Below are 16,001 nucleotides of genomic sequence, written 5' to 3'. Positions count from 1 at the left end.
TAAAAAAGGCGCCTTCGGGCGTCTTTTTTTGTCTCGAATTAATGAAAATTAACGCTTTCCTCAAGTTCTATAATTTCCTATCTTAAAACAGAACAATTGAAAATTTATTGAATTTATAAACTTGAAATAATGGGGCAAACTTATGGAACTGACCCGGCACCTTTTAGTACTTTCACTTTTATCTATTTCTGTTGTTGTTATTGCTGCACCAATGCCAAATAGCATTGTGGTAGAAGGTAAAGTCGTTGTTCCGATATTAAAGACTGAAGTAATTCGTCTTCGAGTCGCAGGACAAGAATCCGATCGTAATGTCGATGCCACAATTTTTGAAGTGACCAAATAAGGGTGAAGATATTATTGCGCATGAAGTACATTTAGAAGATAAGCAAACGCAATTTTATGAAACGTAACTTTCTATTCTTGTGATTCAAAAAGGCGGAATCATTGTTCCGACCTCAAAAATTGAATTGAATACCACGATAAAGCAAGATGGAAAAATACTTTCACGAACCAAAAAAAATGATGCAGAAGGTGTCGAGTTTAAACAAGGGCAAGAGCTTATTCATCGTACTGTAAAGCTGGGTCAAAAAAGAATTTAGAAGATAACAGTAAAACGTTGCCTGCTGTTTTGACTGGAAATGGCGTGACTACACGCGATATTGTGGTGCTGAGTGAGAACGAATAAACCTAAGTTAAAAAATCTGTGAAATGTTTCAGGACTTTTTACAAAATGCAGCATTTCAGTGCTAATGGGTAACATTTCCCGTTTATTACTCTCCACAAATTAAGCTTAAGCTAAGAAGAGTGAGAACAAGGGGAAATCCCATGAAAAAGTTAATGAGCGTAATGGCGGTTGTGACCATGTCTACTTTCATGTTGGCGGGTTGTGACAGTATGTCCCCAAGGGAACAGAGAGTCGGCGCAGCAGCACTTGGTGGTGCAGTCGGTGGCGGTGTAGGTAATAAAGTCGGCGGTGGCGTTGGTGCAGCAGTCGGTGGTGGTGCAGGCGCAGCGGTCGGTAGTAAAACCCAAGGTGGTTCTAACCGTAATGCAGTTTATAGTGGTGTAGGCGGTGCCATTGGTTCTGCGGTCGGTAAGAGCGTGATAGGTGGTAATGCGGGTGCTGCCATTGGTGGCGCAATTGGTGGCGGTGCCGGAGCTGCCATTGAACAGAAAAAACGTTAATTCAACGTCTTAATTTAAGTAAAAGCGCTTGATCAACAGGCGCTTTTTTATTGTCGAGTGGCTGGTTTGGGATTTTTTCTACGGATATAGACCATTTTTTCAACTTCTGCAATGCGGATGCCCGCATCATCAAAAATATTGACTGTGTATCTGGGATGTACAGGCACGTAATTGTCGGTTAGCTCTTTAATATGTGCTATTTCAGCGGCATCTAAGCGAATATCGGCATAGACGGTGTTGCGTCCTGGAGATAGAAAATTAATATTAGCCGATTTATCCCAGACGATATATTTTGATCCGAGATGATGCATCAGTAAAAGCATAAAAAAAGGATCGACCATGGAATACAAGCTTCCTCCAAAATGCACCCCAACAACATTTTGATTTTTACGCGTTAAAGGCATTTTCACGCGAATGTGATAATTTGCCAGATCCATTTTTTCAATCTCAATGTCTGCACCACGATAAGGTGCATAACGATTCATCATAAATTTAGAGATCGCAGGTATTGTCTGTAGTTTTTTTAAAAGGCTCATATGGGTCAATTTTTTTTATGGCGACCCAGACCATACTAGAGCAGAACTAAAATTGAGGCATTGATCAGGTTGCCCAATCATTAAGATAAATAGTCAATAAAAAATGAGAAAAGATTATGCAAGCGAAAACCCAATGGGTAACCACCCAAGATCAACAGCGTCTCTATGTGAAAACGTGGGGGAGTGAGGAAAAACCGGCTTTAGTTTTGGTGCATGGTTATCCTGATAATCAAGAAGTATGGGAACCGGTTATTCAGGAACTTATCCAGAATTTTTATATTGTCACTTATGATGTACGCGGAGCGGGGCAGTCTTCCATTCCAACACGTATTCGTGACTACCGCTTAGAACAGTTATCTTTAGATTTAGAAAGTGTAATCAATGCTGTATTAAAAGATCGACCTTTTCATTTGGCAGCGCATGATTGGGGTTCTATTCAGTCTTGGGAATCAGTCACAGAAGCTAAATTTAAAACACGAATTTTATCTTATAGTACGATTTCAGGGCCGTGTTTAGACCACGCTGCATTTTGGATGCGTAATCAGTTTAAACAGCACAAGAGCAAATTCTTTAAGCAACTCACCAAGTCTTGGTATATCGCAGTATTTCAACTGCCATTACTGGCACCTACGGTATGGAATTTTTTCAGTCCTGAAAAATGGGGCAAAGTGCTTGAAAAGTTAGAGCACAAAAAAAACTTGCCTTTAAATCCCCATATCTCGTCAGATGGGAAACATGGAATCGGGCTATATCGTGCCAATTTTCTGCCACGCTTAACTCGGCCACGTCAGCGTTTTGCAGTTTGTCCAGTACAAGGGATTGTGTTGAAACGAGACAATTTTGTCAGTCCTGAACTGATTGATGAAATGCCAAAATGGGCTGAAAGTTTTCAGCGTGTCGATGTCGATGCCAATCATTGGGCAATATTAAGCCAACCCAAATTGGTTGCAGATTATATCCGGAGCTTTGCACTGGAACAGATTTAAATCTATTTACTTGTATTTAATTACATGTATTTAAATGAAAAAGTTGATGCTGGATAAAAGCAATCAATTTACAGTTTCAATGGGTTGGATCTGCTAAAATATCGGCTTTTCATCTTCCTAAAAATTTCCATGAATGCAGTAGTAATTGCGATTGCCGTGATGTTTATTCTCTCACTGGCACGAGTTTCTGTTGTTTTGACTTTGGTCATTTCAGCGATTATTGGTGGCTTGGTTGCAGGACTAAGTTTGTCAGATACCGTAGCTGCATTTAATGCAGGTCTGGGTGACGGGGCAGAAGTTGCCCTCGCTTATGCAGTATTGGGTGCTTTTGCCTTAGCTTTGTCAAAATCGGGTTTGCCTGATCTTTTAGCACATAAGTTAATTGGCTTGTTGGGTGCAGAAGCGAGCCATCAAAGAGCCAAAAAAGTGAAATATCTACTTTTAAGTATTTTACTGATTGCTGCGATTTTCTCTCAAAACTTAATTCCTGTGCATATTGCCTTCATTCCGGTCTTGGTTCCTCCTTTATTAAAAGTGATGAATCACATGAATCTAGACCGTCGTGCAGCGGCTTGTGTGCTGACTATGGGTTTAGTCGGAACTTATATCTTCCTTCCTGTCGGCTTCGGTGCCATCTTCCTTGAACAAATTTTGATGGGCAATATCAATAAAGTGGGTGCTGCTTACGATTTGCATGTGGATCGTTGGATGATGCCGATGGGTATGGCAATTCCTGTGATTGGTATGCTGATAGGTACGCTTACTGCGGTATTCATAAGCTATCGTAAACCACGTCATTATATCGATCGCACTGTCGCACGTGTGACTACGATTGATTTAGACAAGCCTATTCGTGCAGGTGAAGTGAATTTAGAAGCGGATGCGAAGGAACTACAGCAAGAAGCTGCACAAGTCCCTGTGATTGCGAAAAAAACCATTTTTATGGCATTGCTGGCGATAGCTTTGACTTTGGTTGCCCAATTGTATTCAGGTTCAATGATCTTGGGTGGTTTAGTTGGTTTTGCCGTGCTTTCAGGTGCAGGAATTTTCAAATGGCAAGATGCCGATGATGTCTTTGTACAAGGCATGCGCATGATGGCATTGGTCGGCTTTATCATGATTTCAGCCGCCGGTTTTGCTTCAGTGATGACCCATACCGGTGACATCAATAGTCTGGTCAATGGCGTGGTCCATCTCATTGGTGACAACAAGGCCTTAGCTGCATTCCTGATGCTATTTATTGGCTTGTTTGTGACGATTGGGATTGGTTCTTCTTTCTCAAGTGTGCCGGTTTTAGCTGTGATTTATGTACCTCTTTGCGTGCAATTTGGCTTCTCTCCATTAGCCACTGTAGCACTGATTGGTACGGCAGCAGCATTAGGTGATGCAGGTTCTCCAGCATCTGATTCAACCTTAGGACCAACTGCAGGTTTGGGGGTAGATGGTCAACATGATCATATCTGGGATACGGTTGTTCCAACATTTATCCATTTTAATATTCCTTTATTGGTATTTGGATGGGTTGCCGCAATGGTTCTTTAATTCAAATTAATATTTTTATTTAGTTTGATTTTATTTTATGTATAATATTAATAGATGTATTTAAAATGAATCTTTTAAATACTTAATATAATAAACCTGATTAATATACTCGGAATATAATAATAAACTTGATTAACTTGGTTGGTATTTAAAACCAACCAAGTTAGTCTATTTAAAATAAATATTTAATATTATCAATTGCTTAAAAATAAATATAATTATTATTAATTAATAGCTATTGCATATTAATTTGTCTCGTGTTTATTATTAATTAATGTTTTATTTTGTTGTTATTATTCTTCCATGGGGTATTTAAAATGTTAAAACAAGTTGCTCTTATTACATTATTGGGAATGTCTGCTTCTGCAATGGCAGGTCAGTGGCAGGTTAAAGTGGGTGCCAGTTCTTTAGCACCGTCAGAAGACAGTAATGTACTGGCGGACGGTGCATTTACAAATGTAAAAGCTTCCCAAGAATATGGTTTTACGCCCTCGGTAGAATATTTCTTTAATGATAATTTTTCGGCTGAATTATTGCTGGCAACTCCTTTTAAACACGATGTAACATCAAACGGTGCAAAAATTGCTTCATTCAAGCATTTACCACCAACAATTACCGCAAAATACAATTTCAAAAACTCAACTGGTTTCACTCCTTATGTAGGTGTCGGTGCAACTGTAGTTATTCCTTGGGATGAGGAAATTGTGATTGATGGGGCAAAATTAAATGCTGATGTCGGCTATGGCGTAGCAGGTCAAGTAGGTCTCAACTTCCAACCAGCTGATGCTAAAAACTGGGGTGTTTTTGCTGATGTACGTTATGCGGATGTGAAATCTGAGCTTGAATTAAATGGCAATGCTATTGGTGATCTTGAAGTAAATCCTTGGGTTTATACAATCGGTTATAGCTACAAATTCTAAGATAAAAATAAAAATTAGCGCAAAGGAACCTCATCTTTATAGATGGGGTTTTTTAATGGAAAACTTACAATAAATCACATAGATTGAGCACTTTGATACTACTTAATGATCAAGATTTTGTTTAAGTTGGTTATAGACAATAAGCTAAAAAGAGAAAATAAATCATGAAATTATTCAATTTATACAGTGTGGTCTTTTTTAGCCTATTTAGTGGGTCTGTTTATGCAGCAAGTTTCAATTGTGATCATGCCCGAACACAAACAGAACATGCCATTTGTGAGCATCGTGCTGTAAATGATGCCGACGTGAAAATGGCAACCACTTACAATATTGTTAAGCGCTTAGTGCCTATGGGGACTCGAGGTGTTATTCAGGATGAGCAGCTAAAGTGGCTACAATTACGTGATCAATGTGGAAACTCGAGCCGTTGTTTAATCGAAGTATATAAAATGCGCCAACAAAAACTGGATCTGTATATGGATCGTGTTTATAAACAAGGTCCTTTTTAAGAAAAATTTATCACTCCCTATTGAAAATTTCTCAAGTCACTCCATTCATTAAGCATTCAATAAAAAGTGTTTAATGAATTTAAGGAGCGACTGATGAGCGAACAAAGTACACAAAAACATAGTTTCCAAGCGGAAGTAGCCCAACTTTTACATTTGGTGACGCATTCACTTTATTCAAATCCGGAAATTTTCTTACGCGAACTAATTTCGAATGCATCTGATGCATGTGATAAGTTGCGTTTTGAAGGAATCAATCATCCTGAATATTATGAAAATGATCCTGAACTGCATGTTCGTGTCACTCTAGATAAAGACAATAAAACCATCACCATTTCAGACAACGGCATTGGTTTAAGCCAACAAGAAGCCATTGATAATTTAGGTACGATTGCTAAGTCTGGTACCAAAGATTTTATGTCTAGACTGTCAGGTGATCAGAAAGCGGATGCACAATTGATTGGTCAATTTGGTGTTGGTTTCTATTCAGGCTTTATTGTTGCCGAAAAAATTACTGTTGAATCGCGTCATGCTGCGGCAGATGCTACTGATGGTGTACGTTGGACTAGTGAGGGTACAGGTGATTTTGAAGTTGAACAAATCACCAAGGCTTCACGTGGAACAGATATTATTTTACATTTACGTGATAATGCACTTGAGTATTTAGAGTCTTATAAAGTTAAGCAAATCATCAATAAATATTCTGACCACATTAGCTTGCCGATTGAAATGCAAAAGGAAGTCTGGCAGCAAGAAGAAGCTGTTGAAGGTGAAGAACCTAAAGCCGGTCAGATGGTCAAAACAGATGAATGGGAAGCGATTAACTCAGCAAGTGCACTTTGGACTCGAAATAAAAATGAGATCACTGACGAGCAATACATTGAGTTTTATAAGAACTTAAGCCACGACTTTGAAGCACCATTGGCTTGGGCACACAATCGTGTTGAAGGTAGCACCGAATATACCCAATTATTGTATGTACCAAGCAAAGCGCCGCACAATATTTTCACGCGTGAAGCGAAAGCGGGCATCAAGTTGTATGTAAAACGCGTGTTCATTATGGATGAAGCGGATAATCTGATTCCAAACTATTTGCGTTTTGTGCAGGGTGTTGTCGATAGTGCTGATCTTCCACTCAATGTCAGCCGTGAACTGCTACAAGAAAGTCGTGATGTTAAAACCATTCGCGAAGGCAATACCCGCCGTATTTTGACCATGCTGGATAGCTTGGCGAAGTCGGAAGATGAAAAAGACCAAGAGAAATTCAAACAGTTCTATGCTGAATTTGGTTCAGTGATTAAAGAAGGTTTGGGCGAAGACTTTGGCAACCGCGAACGTATTTTAAAATTATTACGTTTCTCTACATCGACCAATGATGAGATTGCCACTTCATTGGCAGATTACAAAGCACGAATGAAAGAAGGGCAAAAAGCCATTTATTACGTGACTGCCGATAGTCTAAGTGCTGCGAAAAACTCACCACAACTGGAACTGTTCAAGAAAAAAGGCATTGAAGTGCTCTTGATGGCGGACCGTGTGGATGAATGGGCGATGGAATTCGTCAATGAGTTTGATGGTATACCTATGCAAAATGTGGCTAAAGGTGCAGTAGACTTAGGTGATTTGCAAGATGCTGAGGAGAAGAAAGCACTTGAAGCAGCCGCTGAACAATTTAAACCAATCGTTGAAAAATTGTCAGATTCACTGAAAGCCAAAACCAAAGAAGTGCGTGTAACCACACGTTTGGTTGATTCACCGGCATGTTTGGTGACGGGTGAAGGTGAGCTTTCTCCACAATTGATTCGTATGTTAAAACAAGCGGGTCAGGCTGTGCCAGAAAGTAAACCGATTCTGGAAATTAACCCAGAACATCCTTTGGTAAAAAAACTGGAAGGCTCGACTCAGTTTGATGATCTGGCCAATGTAATCTTCGATCAGGCAGTGATTGCAGAAGGTGGCTTACCCGATGACCCGGCTGAATATGTAAAACGTATTAACAGTTTGTTGTTGAAATAAGTCCTTTCCTCGTTAAGCAAAAAAACCTCCTTCGGGAGGTTTTTTATTGAATATTATAGCTGTGGGAAAGTACCGGTTATCCACAAAGAAGATTAAAATAATGCTTCCAAACGTACCGATGCACCAATGAAATGACTACGATCATCCCGATGATTATTAACATAATTTAAATTGCCCTGGACATAAAACCATTCACGCCATAAAGGTTGGCGCCAAGAAACGAAGGGCCCCCAGCTATTTAAACGTAAGTCATTATTATTGAAAAAACCACCGGTATAAATACCATAACTAAAGGTGTTTTCATGGAAAAACTGATGCTGTCTAAACAGGTTGTTATCCCAGGTTAAATCATCATCTTGATCATCGGCGTAAGTCAAACTGAATTGATTGGATAAAAATGCCTGATTAGGCCGAGCATGGGTGAGTTCCGTGTTCGTTCTTAAGTAATTTTTACTATCAATGCCATAGCGATAAATTTGTTCAGCATGAAAACTGAAATCATTCTCCAGTTTCCAATCCTTGGATGCTTTTAGACGGAGATACACATCATCTCCTGAACGAACTCCCAAATCTAAGTCAGTTTCAAAAGGGATATATTTAGAAAAATCTGACCAGCGAAATGCAAAAGAACTGTTATTTTCACGGGTACGTTGTCGGTCTATGGTTTTATCATCGCTATTGCCTGGATTTTCATCGGTAATGGCAATATTATTATCCAGTTCATTATCTAAAGAATCATCACCAAAAACGACACTCACTTTACGCTCTAAAGTTGGAAGTTTAATTCTGCCGCGAATACGCGGTTTAATTTCATAGTCATCATGTTTATTCCAACGATTATCCACGATTACGCGTAATGTCGCCGATGCCGGTTTTTCTGGATCTGTTTTGCCGAACCAATTGTCAATTTTATGCGAGGTATTATCTGCCCAGTTTCGAACTTTAAGCTGGTTGCGGTCTAACCAAGTTTGATCCGCAGTTTGCAAGATGGGTGGAACAATAGCTTCATTCGACTGTTGTGGCAAAAATGTCGGTAGAGCATCAATCCAATTTGGAATTTGATAAAGCAAATTATAGTCTTCATCCTTAGTCGATAATGAACTCGGGGGTGAATCAGTGACTTGTTCTGAGGTTTCAGATCCATTTGAAACGTTCATAATCCCAGATACCAGTATAAATAAGAGGGATTTTGATAAAGTTATTTTCTTTTTTGGCATATCCTTGCTCTTATATTTCTGATCATTTGATAGTCTTGTAAAAATTACGACTAAAAAGCAAGCTCTGGCTACAAAAAAATAAAACTTAATCTGAAATATGCTTTTGAATTGCCTCATATAGTTGATAACAGTCGATTGGAGATTTCAGCTGGGTAATAATATTCTGAATCAATTGCCAGCTTACACCGTGGTGACGTTCTAATAAAAAATAAGGATAAGCCGATTCAGTCCGGGACAGCCTTAAGCGTTTCTGCCCATGAATAACCCGAATTTTTTGTCTGTCTTTTAATAAAAGCAGCGGTGTCTTAAAGTCAGCAGGACTTTCCTCAAATTGAATAAATTTTTGTGTTTGAAAAAGCTGTGCAGGAATAAAAGGGGTATAGCTTTCACTCGTCCAAATTAAAGCTGCTTTTTGTGTATAGCTATAAAAAAGAGCTTCAAAATCAGTAAAGTTTTCTGCAAAATTTTCCCAGGAAATTTCTTTAATCGCAGCGATATGATGTTGGGATTGCTCAGTAAAGCCATTCATTAAATGAATTGCTTGTCCTTGATTCTCTGCAGCCAATAACGCTAAATATTTAATGAAACAACCTTGTGCATTGATTTGTTCAGCCAGATAAATTGGGCATTGTTGCCAATTCTGTAAATTTGAAGCATGTATGAGCAAATCGAGATGTTGAGAAATTTCTGGAAGGCTTGGGATTTCTAAAATATATAACGCTTGTGCAGAAGCATTTTCTTCATGAAGAGGATGAATATGTGCAATATGTTGGTTGAGTTCTAAGCTTTGAGGAAAATCCTTTCTGGTAATTTTTTGAGCTCTAAGGGGAGCTTGAGCTGTTATTGCAGGAATTGCCTGTTGATCATCCTCTAATATTTGTGGCAGTTCATTAATAACGTGCGCATCACCTTGCTGTACCCGTGAATCTAGGGTGGTTGTAGGCTCAGGAGCATGAAGGTTATCAACTTGTGACTTGATCAAACCTGGCGGATTGACTTGATTTTGTTCTTGTATAGCCGGTGTAGACAGATTCAAATTTGTCTCGGTCTCGGTCTCGGTTAAAGTAGGGGTAATGGGTTGTTCTAAAAGGACCGGTTTTTGTTTTAATTCATCGTCAGTTTTTAAGCAGCTATAGCGTTGTTGCTGTTCTAGCATCCAGTGATAAATGTCATCTAGATTCCCCCAATTACTGATCAATGCGCTGCGGTTTGGAGCTGGAATTAACCAGATTTGCCAACCTTGTGCAGGGCGATACAAAATGGCCCAACCTGATTCAGCATTTTTGTATAGCGCCTGCTGTAAATCACGATCCTGTCGAAAAAGACCACGATAAGAAAGTTTAAATAGCGTGTGATCAGCGAAATCTGTTGCGGCTTTCTCAGGTTGAGTTTGGGACTTAAATTTCAAAATTTGTTTTTTAAAAATCGGTTCATCACATAAGCGAAAAATTTCGATTAAACGTGATTTTGATTTTGCAATTTCAAAAAAAGATAAAGAGCGATGTTCCAAATCATCTAGCAAATGATGTAATTCTTTAATCAGCAGCGCTTTTTCTAAGGCATTCATAAACTGACCTCTAGAGATGTTTTTGTGCTTTTTCTAGATAACTTGCCAATACAATATTAATAGCAAGTTCAAGTAATTTATATTCTGCAGACGTGGGTTTGGGGTGTTGTTCAGCCAGCAAAATCAAACGATCTATGTTGATTGTTTGTGGGGGAATTTTACCTTGAATCAGCGCTTGAAGTTCTTGCATAAGAAAATGGTTTCATTCAATGAAATTACTAATTTAATGCTTTGATTATATGGATTTAAAAAGAAAAAGCATGAAGAAATATTGTCATGTTTTGAGCATTTATAGACATAAAGAGCAAAAAATGTAGATTTTAGATAAAAAACATTCAAATTTTTTGAGGCTAGAGTTGGAAAATAGATCGTGATTTATCGTTTAATTTTTCATCATATTAAAAATAAATATATTAATTTATAGTTAAAATCTTGTGTCAATCCTGAATAGGATGAGAGTAAATAAAATGATTTTTTCACCATAAAAAACAGACTGAGTTAGATCAGTCTGTTTTTTTAATGGAATAAGGTAACTTATTAGGCTACTTTTTCACAGGCAGCTTTATCTTGAGTTACAGCTTCCAAAGCCGATACTTTTTGGTCGGCTTTTACAGTTGTAACTGCTTTTTTAACAGGAAAATCTGGAACAAAAACAATTTGAGCAGATACATTTGCAGAAAAAGCCACAACAGCGATAGCCAAAAAAGATTTAATAGCGTTCATGATCATTTCCTTTAGGTGAAAGGATGCCCAAGAAAGATGGGCAAGGGAGAGAAATAAAACAAATTTCATGTAAATAATATCAAATAATGATCAGATTAAGTAAGTGCTAAAGGGTGAAAAAAAGATGAATGGTAAGTTTAAATTATTATATAAATCATATGTTTAGAGTTTTTACTCTAAGACAGATTGTGTTTTAACAATCTGTCTTAAGTTATTTAGAAATATAAAAAATTATCAATTTTTATGACATTTACTTTGGCACTTGCTTTTGCATTTTTTCTCGTAAACTTTACCAGAAATACCACCAATAATAGCGCCACTCACGGTACCAAAAACAGGTAATACACTACCCGCAACAGCACCAATTAATGCACCTGTGACCGTAGGAGAAAAAGGTGATTTGATGTTTGAGCGCTGTCTAGGGGTAGAATCAACAGCAGCATCTTGAGTTTCAGTGTTCATATTTACCTCTTTAAGTTTCATGATTCAGAACTTAAATGTTCCGCATATCAGCCTAGCGAATTGTGCATCTGATTGTGTCAAAGCCTTGTATATATAAGTTGTGTTTTGTAAGAGGTAAATAGGAGGCAGCGATATTGTGTCTTACGTGTAAGTTTTTGCGGTGTAATGTTAAAACAAGGATTTTTGTTTAAAAAATACCCTATGATCAGACCTCACAAGAATAAAATTTGAGGTTTAAACAATGGCTATTGCAAAAGTAGTTGAGGTTAATTCAAGCAGTAATAAAAGTTTTGAAGATGCAATTCAAACCGGCATTCACAAAGTAACGGAAACAATAAAAAATGTGCAAGGTGCATGGATCAATGAGCAAAAAGTAGTGATTAAGGACAATAAAATTACTGAGTATCGCGTGAATTTAAAAATTAGTTTCTTGGTCGACTAGATTGATGAATTGTAAAATAAAAAAATCCCCTGATTCGGGGATTTTTTATGACCAGTTGCAGTAAATCTATGTCATTAATAATGAAATAGAATTATTTCTCTGGAACCTCACAGAGGTCATCTTTACAGATCGCCGCATCTTCAGCTTTAATATTCGCTGGTTGCGGTGCTTCTAAAGCCTTTGCAAAGACTTGTAAAAATACTTCACGCGGTTGTGCGCCAGCTAATGCAATGCGTTGATCAAAGACAAAGAACGGTACGCCGGTCACTTTTAATTGATCTCGTGCCACATCTTCATCAAATTTGACAAAGTCTGCATATTCTTCTGAATTTAAAACATCCTCCACTTCAACTGGATTTAAGCCAATTCGTGCAGCAACGTCTTCAATCGTTTCACGTTCGCCAATTGGTAAACCTTGAGTCATATAACTGTAGAAAAATGCTTCTTTGGCTTCTGAACCCAAGCCTTTACTTTGAGCTAGGTGAATAATGCGATGTGCATTAAAGGTGTTACCCGAGTTGGCATTTTCCCAATTGAATTGGATGCCTTCTTCAGCTGCCATAGCGGCAATATTACGTTGCATCTCTTCAACGTCTGCAACGGTGCGTCCATATTTTTGTGCAAGACGTTCAGAGTTTGAAACTTCCTGACGGACTGGCGCTTCTGGATCAAGTTCATAACTATGCCAATGAACTTCAAGTTCTAAACCGGCTTGTTCAGCAGCAGCTTCAAGACGTTTTTTACCAATATAACAAAATGGGCAAACCACATCTGACCAAATATCTACGCGCATGAGAAATCTCGAATCTTTTATTGCCTATATTGATGGGGGTTCGGATAGAAATTTAAAGCATGAAAATTGAATTAAAACTGCATCGTGCTAGAAAAACTTGATATGTTTTAGCTGAATAAATAACCAGCATAGTTCTGAATCGGGTTATGCTATTGAAAAGTCAGTAGAGGGGAGTTTCGCATGCCAAGGATTTTTCTCATCTTAGGATTGGCGACATGTGCCGTATTTGGCTGGATGTTTTATCAATATTCGGTACAACAAAATGACTTGAGCCAACTCAAGACCTACCAAACTGTATTGTATGAAAAAGCAGAACTCATTTATGAGCAAGCCCAAGACTGGTCTGAACCGATTGATATCAATGTGTCAGATAACCGTTTACAAGGCGATTATAAAGTGATGGCGGACTTTGTCCTGAGTCAGATGATTCAAAATGCTGAAGCCAGAAATGAATATTTACGAGCGCTTAAAGCAATCCATTGGGATGAGTTTTTAAATATCGACCGCTTAGATCAAGACCGTAAACAGAAGTATGTAGAAACGGAACAGATGCTGAAACAGGCACATCTACTTACTTCCCAGTATCAACAACAAACCCAGCAACGTGAAGAAGATACCTTGGCAAGAGCCAAACATTTATCCATTAAAGCCAATCTGCGGCATCAATTAACGGATAGCTTACGCGAAAGTCGTGACAGTGATAAAACCCATGCTTTATTTGCTTTGGAATTGCAAATGTTAACTAAAGCTGATGCTTTGTTTGAAATTCTGAAAAATAATAAATGGCAGAAAAAGAACAAAACCTTTATGTTTTATGAGGATAAGCCCTTAAAGCAATTTAATGCCTTGTATCAGGAAGTGTTGCAGTTAAATGCAGAAATGGAAAAAATTAAAAAGCAAAATCGAAAAGCAGTTGAACAGCGTTTATAGCATTTGAGTTTGTATTCATCCCGAATAGATCAGGATTAAATTTAATATTTCAAAATAGATGCCAATGAACTCCAAATTATAAACCTGCCTGTTCAGCAGCAATGTATAAACGTTTTGCCGAAATCACAAAAAAGGCAAACCACGTCTTTGATCTGTCTAAAAGATAACAAGCAGGTCAAGACGACTCAATACAGACTGCGACGGATCCGCATCGTTTATATGGATATAAAACAATTGAAGTCTTGAATCAATGGGTTGATCGAGAAATCAGTGGAGATTTAAATCAGCTCAGCAATATATTTTATACTAATGAACGGGGGCTACAGTTTTTCAGATCAATCGTGATGTTGTGAGTATAGGAATCCTTGAGTTTTCATTAACCATTAATGGTCTCAGAGAGATGGGTAATGCGATCGCTGATCAGATTAAATTTGATTAAAACGTGCTCATAAAAAAACGCCCCTCGGGGCGTTTTTTATAATGCATTCAATTAAGCAATTTTAGCTTCTGGTTGAGCTGCAAGCATATGACCAGTTTCTTCAAAGTTAGCGTGCCATGAAAGCGCTTCACGAAGAAGGTGAGGAGTATGGCCGCCTTTTGCACATGAACGGTCAAAGTAATCGTTCAATGCATCACGGTACATTGGGTGAGCACAGTTGTCGATGATTGCACGAGCACGTTCACGTGGCGCTAAACCGCGTAAGTCTGCTAGACCTTGTTCAGTCACAAGAATATCAACATCATGTTCAGAATGGTCTACGTGTGACGCCATTGGCACGATTGAAGAGATGTCGCCACCTTTTGCAATCGACTTGGTCACAAAAATAGCCAAGTGAGCATTACGTGCGAAGTCACCTGAACCACCGATACCGTTCATCATTTTAGTACCGCAAACGTGAGTTGAGTTTACGTTACCGTAAATATCAAACTCGAGCGCAGTGTTGATGCCGATAATCCCTAAACGACGAACCAATTCAGGGTGGTTTGAAATTTCTTGTGGACGAAGTACAAGTTTGTCTTTGTATGCTTCAAGGTTGTTAAATACTTTTTCGCCATATTTAGCAGAAAGAGTAATTGAAGAACCTGATGCAAACTTCATTTTACCTGCATCGATCAATTCGAAAGTACAGTCTTGTAGTACTTCTGAATACATCACCAAATCTTCAAAGTTAGATTCTTTAAGACCGGTCAATACGGCATTGGCAATAGAACCAATACCTGCTTGTAATGGGCCAAGATCTTTAGGTAAACGACCTTCAGCAACTTCTTGTTCAAAGAAATTGATCAAGTGGTTTGCAATTCCTTGAGTTTCATCATCTGGCTCAGTCACAGTTGATGGAGAATCGTGGTATTCGTTGTTAAATACGATCCCTGCAATTTTAGATGGATCGATATTGATCGCATGCGTACCAATACGTTCATCGACTTGAGTCAATGGAATTGCTTGACGTGTTGGACGATAAGTCGGGATATAAATATCGTGTAAGCCTTCAAAAGCAGGGCTTAAATTGGTGTTAATTTCGATAATTACTTTTTCAGCAAAAATGGCAAAGCTTGCAGAGTTACCCACAGACGTGGTTGGAATAATGCCGCCATCTTCAGTAATCGCAACTGCTTCAATGATTGCAATATCCGGTTTTTTAAGCTGAAGGTTACGCATTTGTTCAACGGTTTCAGACAAATGCTGATCAATGAACATTACTTCGCCTTTGTTGATGGCTTTACGTAAAGTGTTATCTACTTGGAAAGGTAAACGGCGAGCAAGAACACCAGCTTCAGTTAATTTTTTATCTAAGTCGTTACCAAGACTGGCGCCAGTAATTAAAGTAATTTTCAAAGGATTACTGTGAGCTTGTTTTACAAGTGCTAAAGGAACAGCTTTTGCCTCACCTGCACGAGTAAATCCACTCATACCTACAGTCATACCATCTTGGATAAAAGTAGCAGCTTGTTCTGCGCTCATGACTTTGTCATGAAGTGACGCTAAACGAATACGATCTAAAGACATGGTTTACGCTCAATTCTTGTTCAAAACTAGACGGATTGTACCGCCCTAAAAAGGAATTGTGCATGCCTGTTAGGCTAAGGTCTAATTTTTTGAAAAAATGTGGGTATAACGATTTTTTATGGTTTTTAATGTGTTGATTTTAATGATGTAAAAAACAATGGTCTAATA

Annotated in this window: 17 protein-coding genes; 9 read left to right on the top strand and 8 right to left on the bottom strand. The window is 38.3% G+C overall.

Annotation, left to right across the window (positions count from 1 at the left end; translation table 11 throughout):
• Positions 1-142: 142 nt before the first annotated feature.
• Positions 143-343, top strand: a complete 201-nt coding sequence (locus HLH14_RS15905; RefSeq protein ID WP_235940453.1) for a hypothetical protein — start codon at positions 143-145, stop codon at positions 341-343.
• Between the two features lie 482 nt (positions 344-825).
• Positions 826-1,185, top strand: coding sequence for a DNA transfer protein p32 (locus tag HLH14_RS02430; RefSeq protein ID WP_171532597.1), 360 nt, complete (start codon positions 826-828; stop codon positions 1,183-1,185).
• A 47-nt stretch (positions 1,186-1,232) separates the two neighbouring features.
• Here HLH14_RS02430 and HLH14_RS02425 read toward each other — a convergent pair whose 3' ends face one another.
• Complete coding sequence (locus tag HLH14_RS02425) at positions 1,233-1,721, bottom strand: DUF4442 domain-containing protein (protein ID WP_171532596.1); 489 nt, start codon at positions 1,719-1,721, stop codon at positions 1,233-1,235.
• A 116-nt stretch (positions 1,722-1,837) separates the two neighbouring features.
• On the opposite strand from HLH14_RS02425, the gene HLH14_RS02420 reads away from it, so the two are divergent.
• The 5 genes from HLH14_RS02420 (at position 1,838) to htpG (ending at position 7,691) form a co-directional block, all read left to right on the top strand.
• Entirely contained in the window at positions 1,838-2,707 is an 870-nt protein-coding gene (locus tag HLH14_RS02420) for an alpha/beta fold hydrolase (protein ID WP_171532595.1), read from the top strand.
• A 129-nt stretch (positions 2,708-2,836) separates the two neighbouring features.
• Positions 2,837-4,249 (top strand): Na+/H+ antiporter family protein, encoded by a 1,413-nt coding sequence (locus HLH14_RS02415; RefSeq protein ID WP_171532594.1) that lies wholly within the window; start codon positions 2,837-2,839, stop codon positions 4,247-4,249.
• A gap of 317 nt (positions 4,250-4,566) precedes the next feature.
• Positions 4,567-5,169, top strand: coding sequence for an OmpW/AlkL family protein (locus tag HLH14_RS02410; RefSeq protein ID WP_171532593.1), 603 nt, complete (start codon positions 4,567-4,569; stop codon positions 5,167-5,169).
• Between the two features lie 164 nt (positions 5,170-5,333).
• On the top strand, positions 5,334-5,678 hold the full coding sequence (locus HLH14_RS02405; protein WP_086194220.1) for a lysozyme inhibitor LprI family protein: 345 nt from the start codon (positions 5,334-5,336) through the stop codon (positions 5,676-5,678).
• Between the two features lie 93 nt (positions 5,679-5,771).
• The gene (gene htpG, locus HLH14_RS02400) at positions 5,772-7,691 is read left to right on the top strand and encodes a molecular chaperone HtpG (protein ID WP_171532592.1); all 1,920 of its coding nucleotides are present in this window, start codon (positions 5,772-5,774) and stop codon (positions 7,689-7,691) included.
• Between the two features lie 92 nt (positions 7,692-7,783).
• On the opposite strand, the gene HLH14_RS02395 is transcribed toward htpG, so the two are convergent.
• From HLH14_RS02395 to HLH14_RS02375, 5 genes are all read right to left on the bottom strand, one after another.
• On the bottom strand, positions 7,784-8,848 hold the full coding sequence (locus HLH14_RS02395) for a hypothetical protein (RefSeq protein WP_235940452.1): 1,065 nt from the start codon (positions 8,846-8,848) through the stop codon (positions 7,784-7,786).
• Positions 8,849-8,993: 145 nt separating this feature from the next.
• Complete coding sequence (locus tag HLH14_RS02390; RefSeq protein ID WP_171532590.1) at positions 8,994-10,475, bottom strand: hypothetical protein; 1,482 nt, start codon at positions 10,473-10,475, stop codon at positions 8,994-8,996.
• A 10-nt stretch (positions 10,476-10,485) separates the two neighbouring features.
• Positions 10,486-10,665 carry a hypothetical protein gene (locus HLH14_RS02385; RefSeq protein WP_171532589.1) on the bottom strand — a complete coding sequence of 60 codons (180 nt, stop codon included), beginning with the start codon at positions 10,663-10,665 and terminating at the stop codon, positions 10,486-10,488.
• 347 nt (positions 10,666-11,012) lie between these two features.
• Positions 11,013-11,198, bottom strand: a complete 186-nt coding sequence (locus HLH14_RS02380; RefSeq protein WP_171532588.1) for a hypothetical protein — start codon at positions 11,196-11,198, stop codon at positions 11,013-11,015.
• 234 nt (positions 11,199-11,432) lie between these two features.
• A complete protein-coding gene (locus HLH14_RS02375) occupies positions 11,433-11,660 on the bottom strand; it encodes a glycine zipper domain-containing protein (protein ID WP_067726885.1) in 228 nt (75 codons plus the stop codon).
• A gap of 241 nt (positions 11,661-11,901) precedes the next feature.
• On the opposite strand from HLH14_RS02375, the gene HLH14_RS02370 reads away from it, so the two are divergent.
• Complete coding sequence (locus HLH14_RS02370) at positions 11,902-12,102, top strand: dodecin family protein (RefSeq protein WP_067726883.1); 201 nt, start codon at positions 11,902-11,904, stop codon at positions 12,100-12,102.
• A gap of 91 nt (positions 12,103-12,193) precedes the next feature.
• On the opposite strand, the gene HLH14_RS02365 is transcribed toward HLH14_RS02370, so the two are convergent.
• Positions 12,194-12,895 (bottom strand): DsbA family oxidoreductase, encoded by a 702-nt coding sequence (locus HLH14_RS02365; protein ID WP_171532587.1) that lies wholly within the window; start codon positions 12,893-12,895, stop codon positions 12,194-12,196.
• 180 nt (positions 12,896-13,075) lie between these two features.
• Here HLH14_RS02365 and HLH14_RS02360 point away from each other — a divergent pair, with 180 nt between their 5' ends.
• Entirely contained in the window at positions 13,076-13,825 is a 750-nt protein-coding gene (locus HLH14_RS02360) for a hypothetical protein (RefSeq protein ID WP_171532586.1), read from the top strand.
• A gap of 490 nt (positions 13,826-14,315) precedes the next feature.
• On the opposite strand, the gene HLH14_RS02355 is transcribed toward HLH14_RS02360, so the two are convergent.
• Complete coding sequence (locus tag HLH14_RS02355) at positions 14,316-15,833, bottom strand: acetyl-CoA hydrolase/transferase family protein (protein WP_067726878.1); 1,518 nt, start codon at positions 15,831-15,833, stop codon at positions 14,316-14,318.
• Positions 15,834-16,001 lie beyond the last annotated feature (168 nt).

Source organism: Acinetobacter terrae, from assembly GCF_013004375.1.
Lineage (GTDB): Bacteria > Pseudomonadota > Gammaproteobacteria > Pseudomonadales > Moraxellaceae > Acinetobacter > Acinetobacter terrae.
The sequence above is the reverse complement of the archived record's forward strand: the minus strand, read 5'-3'. Positions and strand labels throughout refer to the sequence as shown.

Bases quoted from the DNA above. Each gene is read 5' to 3' on its own strand.
- HLH14_RS15905 (WP_235940453.1), top strand. From the start codon at position 143: ATGGAACTGACCCGGCACCTTTTAGTACTTTCACTTTTATCTATTTCT.
- HLH14_RS02430 (WP_171532597.1), top strand. From the start codon at position 826: ATGAAAAAGTTAATGAGCGTAATGGCGGTTGTGACCATGTCTACTTTC.
- HLH14_RS02425 (WP_171532596.1), bottom strand. From the start codon at position 1,721: ATGAGCCTTTTAAAAAAACTACAGACAATACCTGCGATCTCTAAATTT.
- HLH14_RS02420 (WP_171532595.1), top strand. From the start codon at position 1,838: ATGCAAGCGAAAACCCAATGGGTAACCACCCAAGATCAACAGCGTCTC.
- HLH14_RS02415 (WP_171532594.1), top strand. From the start codon at position 2,837: ATGAATGCAGTAGTAATTGCGATTGCCGTGATGTTTATTCTCTCACTG.
- HLH14_RS02410 (WP_171532593.1), top strand. From the start codon at position 4,567: ATGTTAAAACAAGTTGCTCTTATTACATTATTGGGAATGTCTGCTTCT.
- HLH14_RS02405 (WP_086194220.1), top strand. From the start codon at position 5,334: ATGAAATTATTCAATTTATACAGTGTGGTCTTTTTTAGCCTATTTAGT.
- htpG (WP_171532592.1), top strand. From the start codon at position 5,772: ATGAGCGAACAAAGTACACAAAAACATAGTTTCCAAGCGGAAGTAGCC.
- HLH14_RS02395 (WP_235940452.1), bottom strand. From the start codon at position 8,848: ATGAACGTTTCAAATGGATCTGAAACCTCAGAACAAGTCACTGATTCA.
- HLH14_RS02390 (WP_171532590.1), bottom strand. From the start codon at position 10,475: ATGAATGCCTTAGAAAAAGCGCTGCTGATTAAAGAATTACATCATTTG.
- HLH14_RS02385 (WP_171532589.1), bottom strand. From the start codon at position 10,665: ATGCAAGAACTTCAAGCGCTGATTCAAGGTAAAATTCCCCCACAAACA.
- HLH14_RS02380 (WP_171532588.1), bottom strand. From the start codon at position 11,198: ATGAACGCTATTAAATCTTTTTTGGCTATCGCTGTTGTGGCTTTTTCT.
- HLH14_RS02375 (WP_067726885.1), bottom strand. From the start codon at position 11,660: ATGAACACTGAAACTCAAGATGCTGCTGTTGATTCTACCCCTAGACAG.
- HLH14_RS02370 (WP_067726883.1), top strand. From the start codon at position 11,902: ATGGCTATTGCAAAAGTAGTTGAGGTTAATTCAAGCAGTAATAAAAGT.
- HLH14_RS02365 (WP_171532587.1), bottom strand. From the start codon at position 12,895: ATGCGCGTAGATATTTGGTCAGATGTGGTTTGCCCATTTTGTTATATT.
- HLH14_RS02360 (WP_171532586.1), top strand. From the start codon at position 13,076: ATGCCAAGGATTTTTCTCATCTTAGGATTGGCGACATGTGCCGTATTT.
- HLH14_RS02355 (WP_067726878.1), bottom strand. From the start codon at position 15,833: ATGTCTTTAGATCGTATTCGTTTAGCGTCACTTCATGACAAAGTCATG.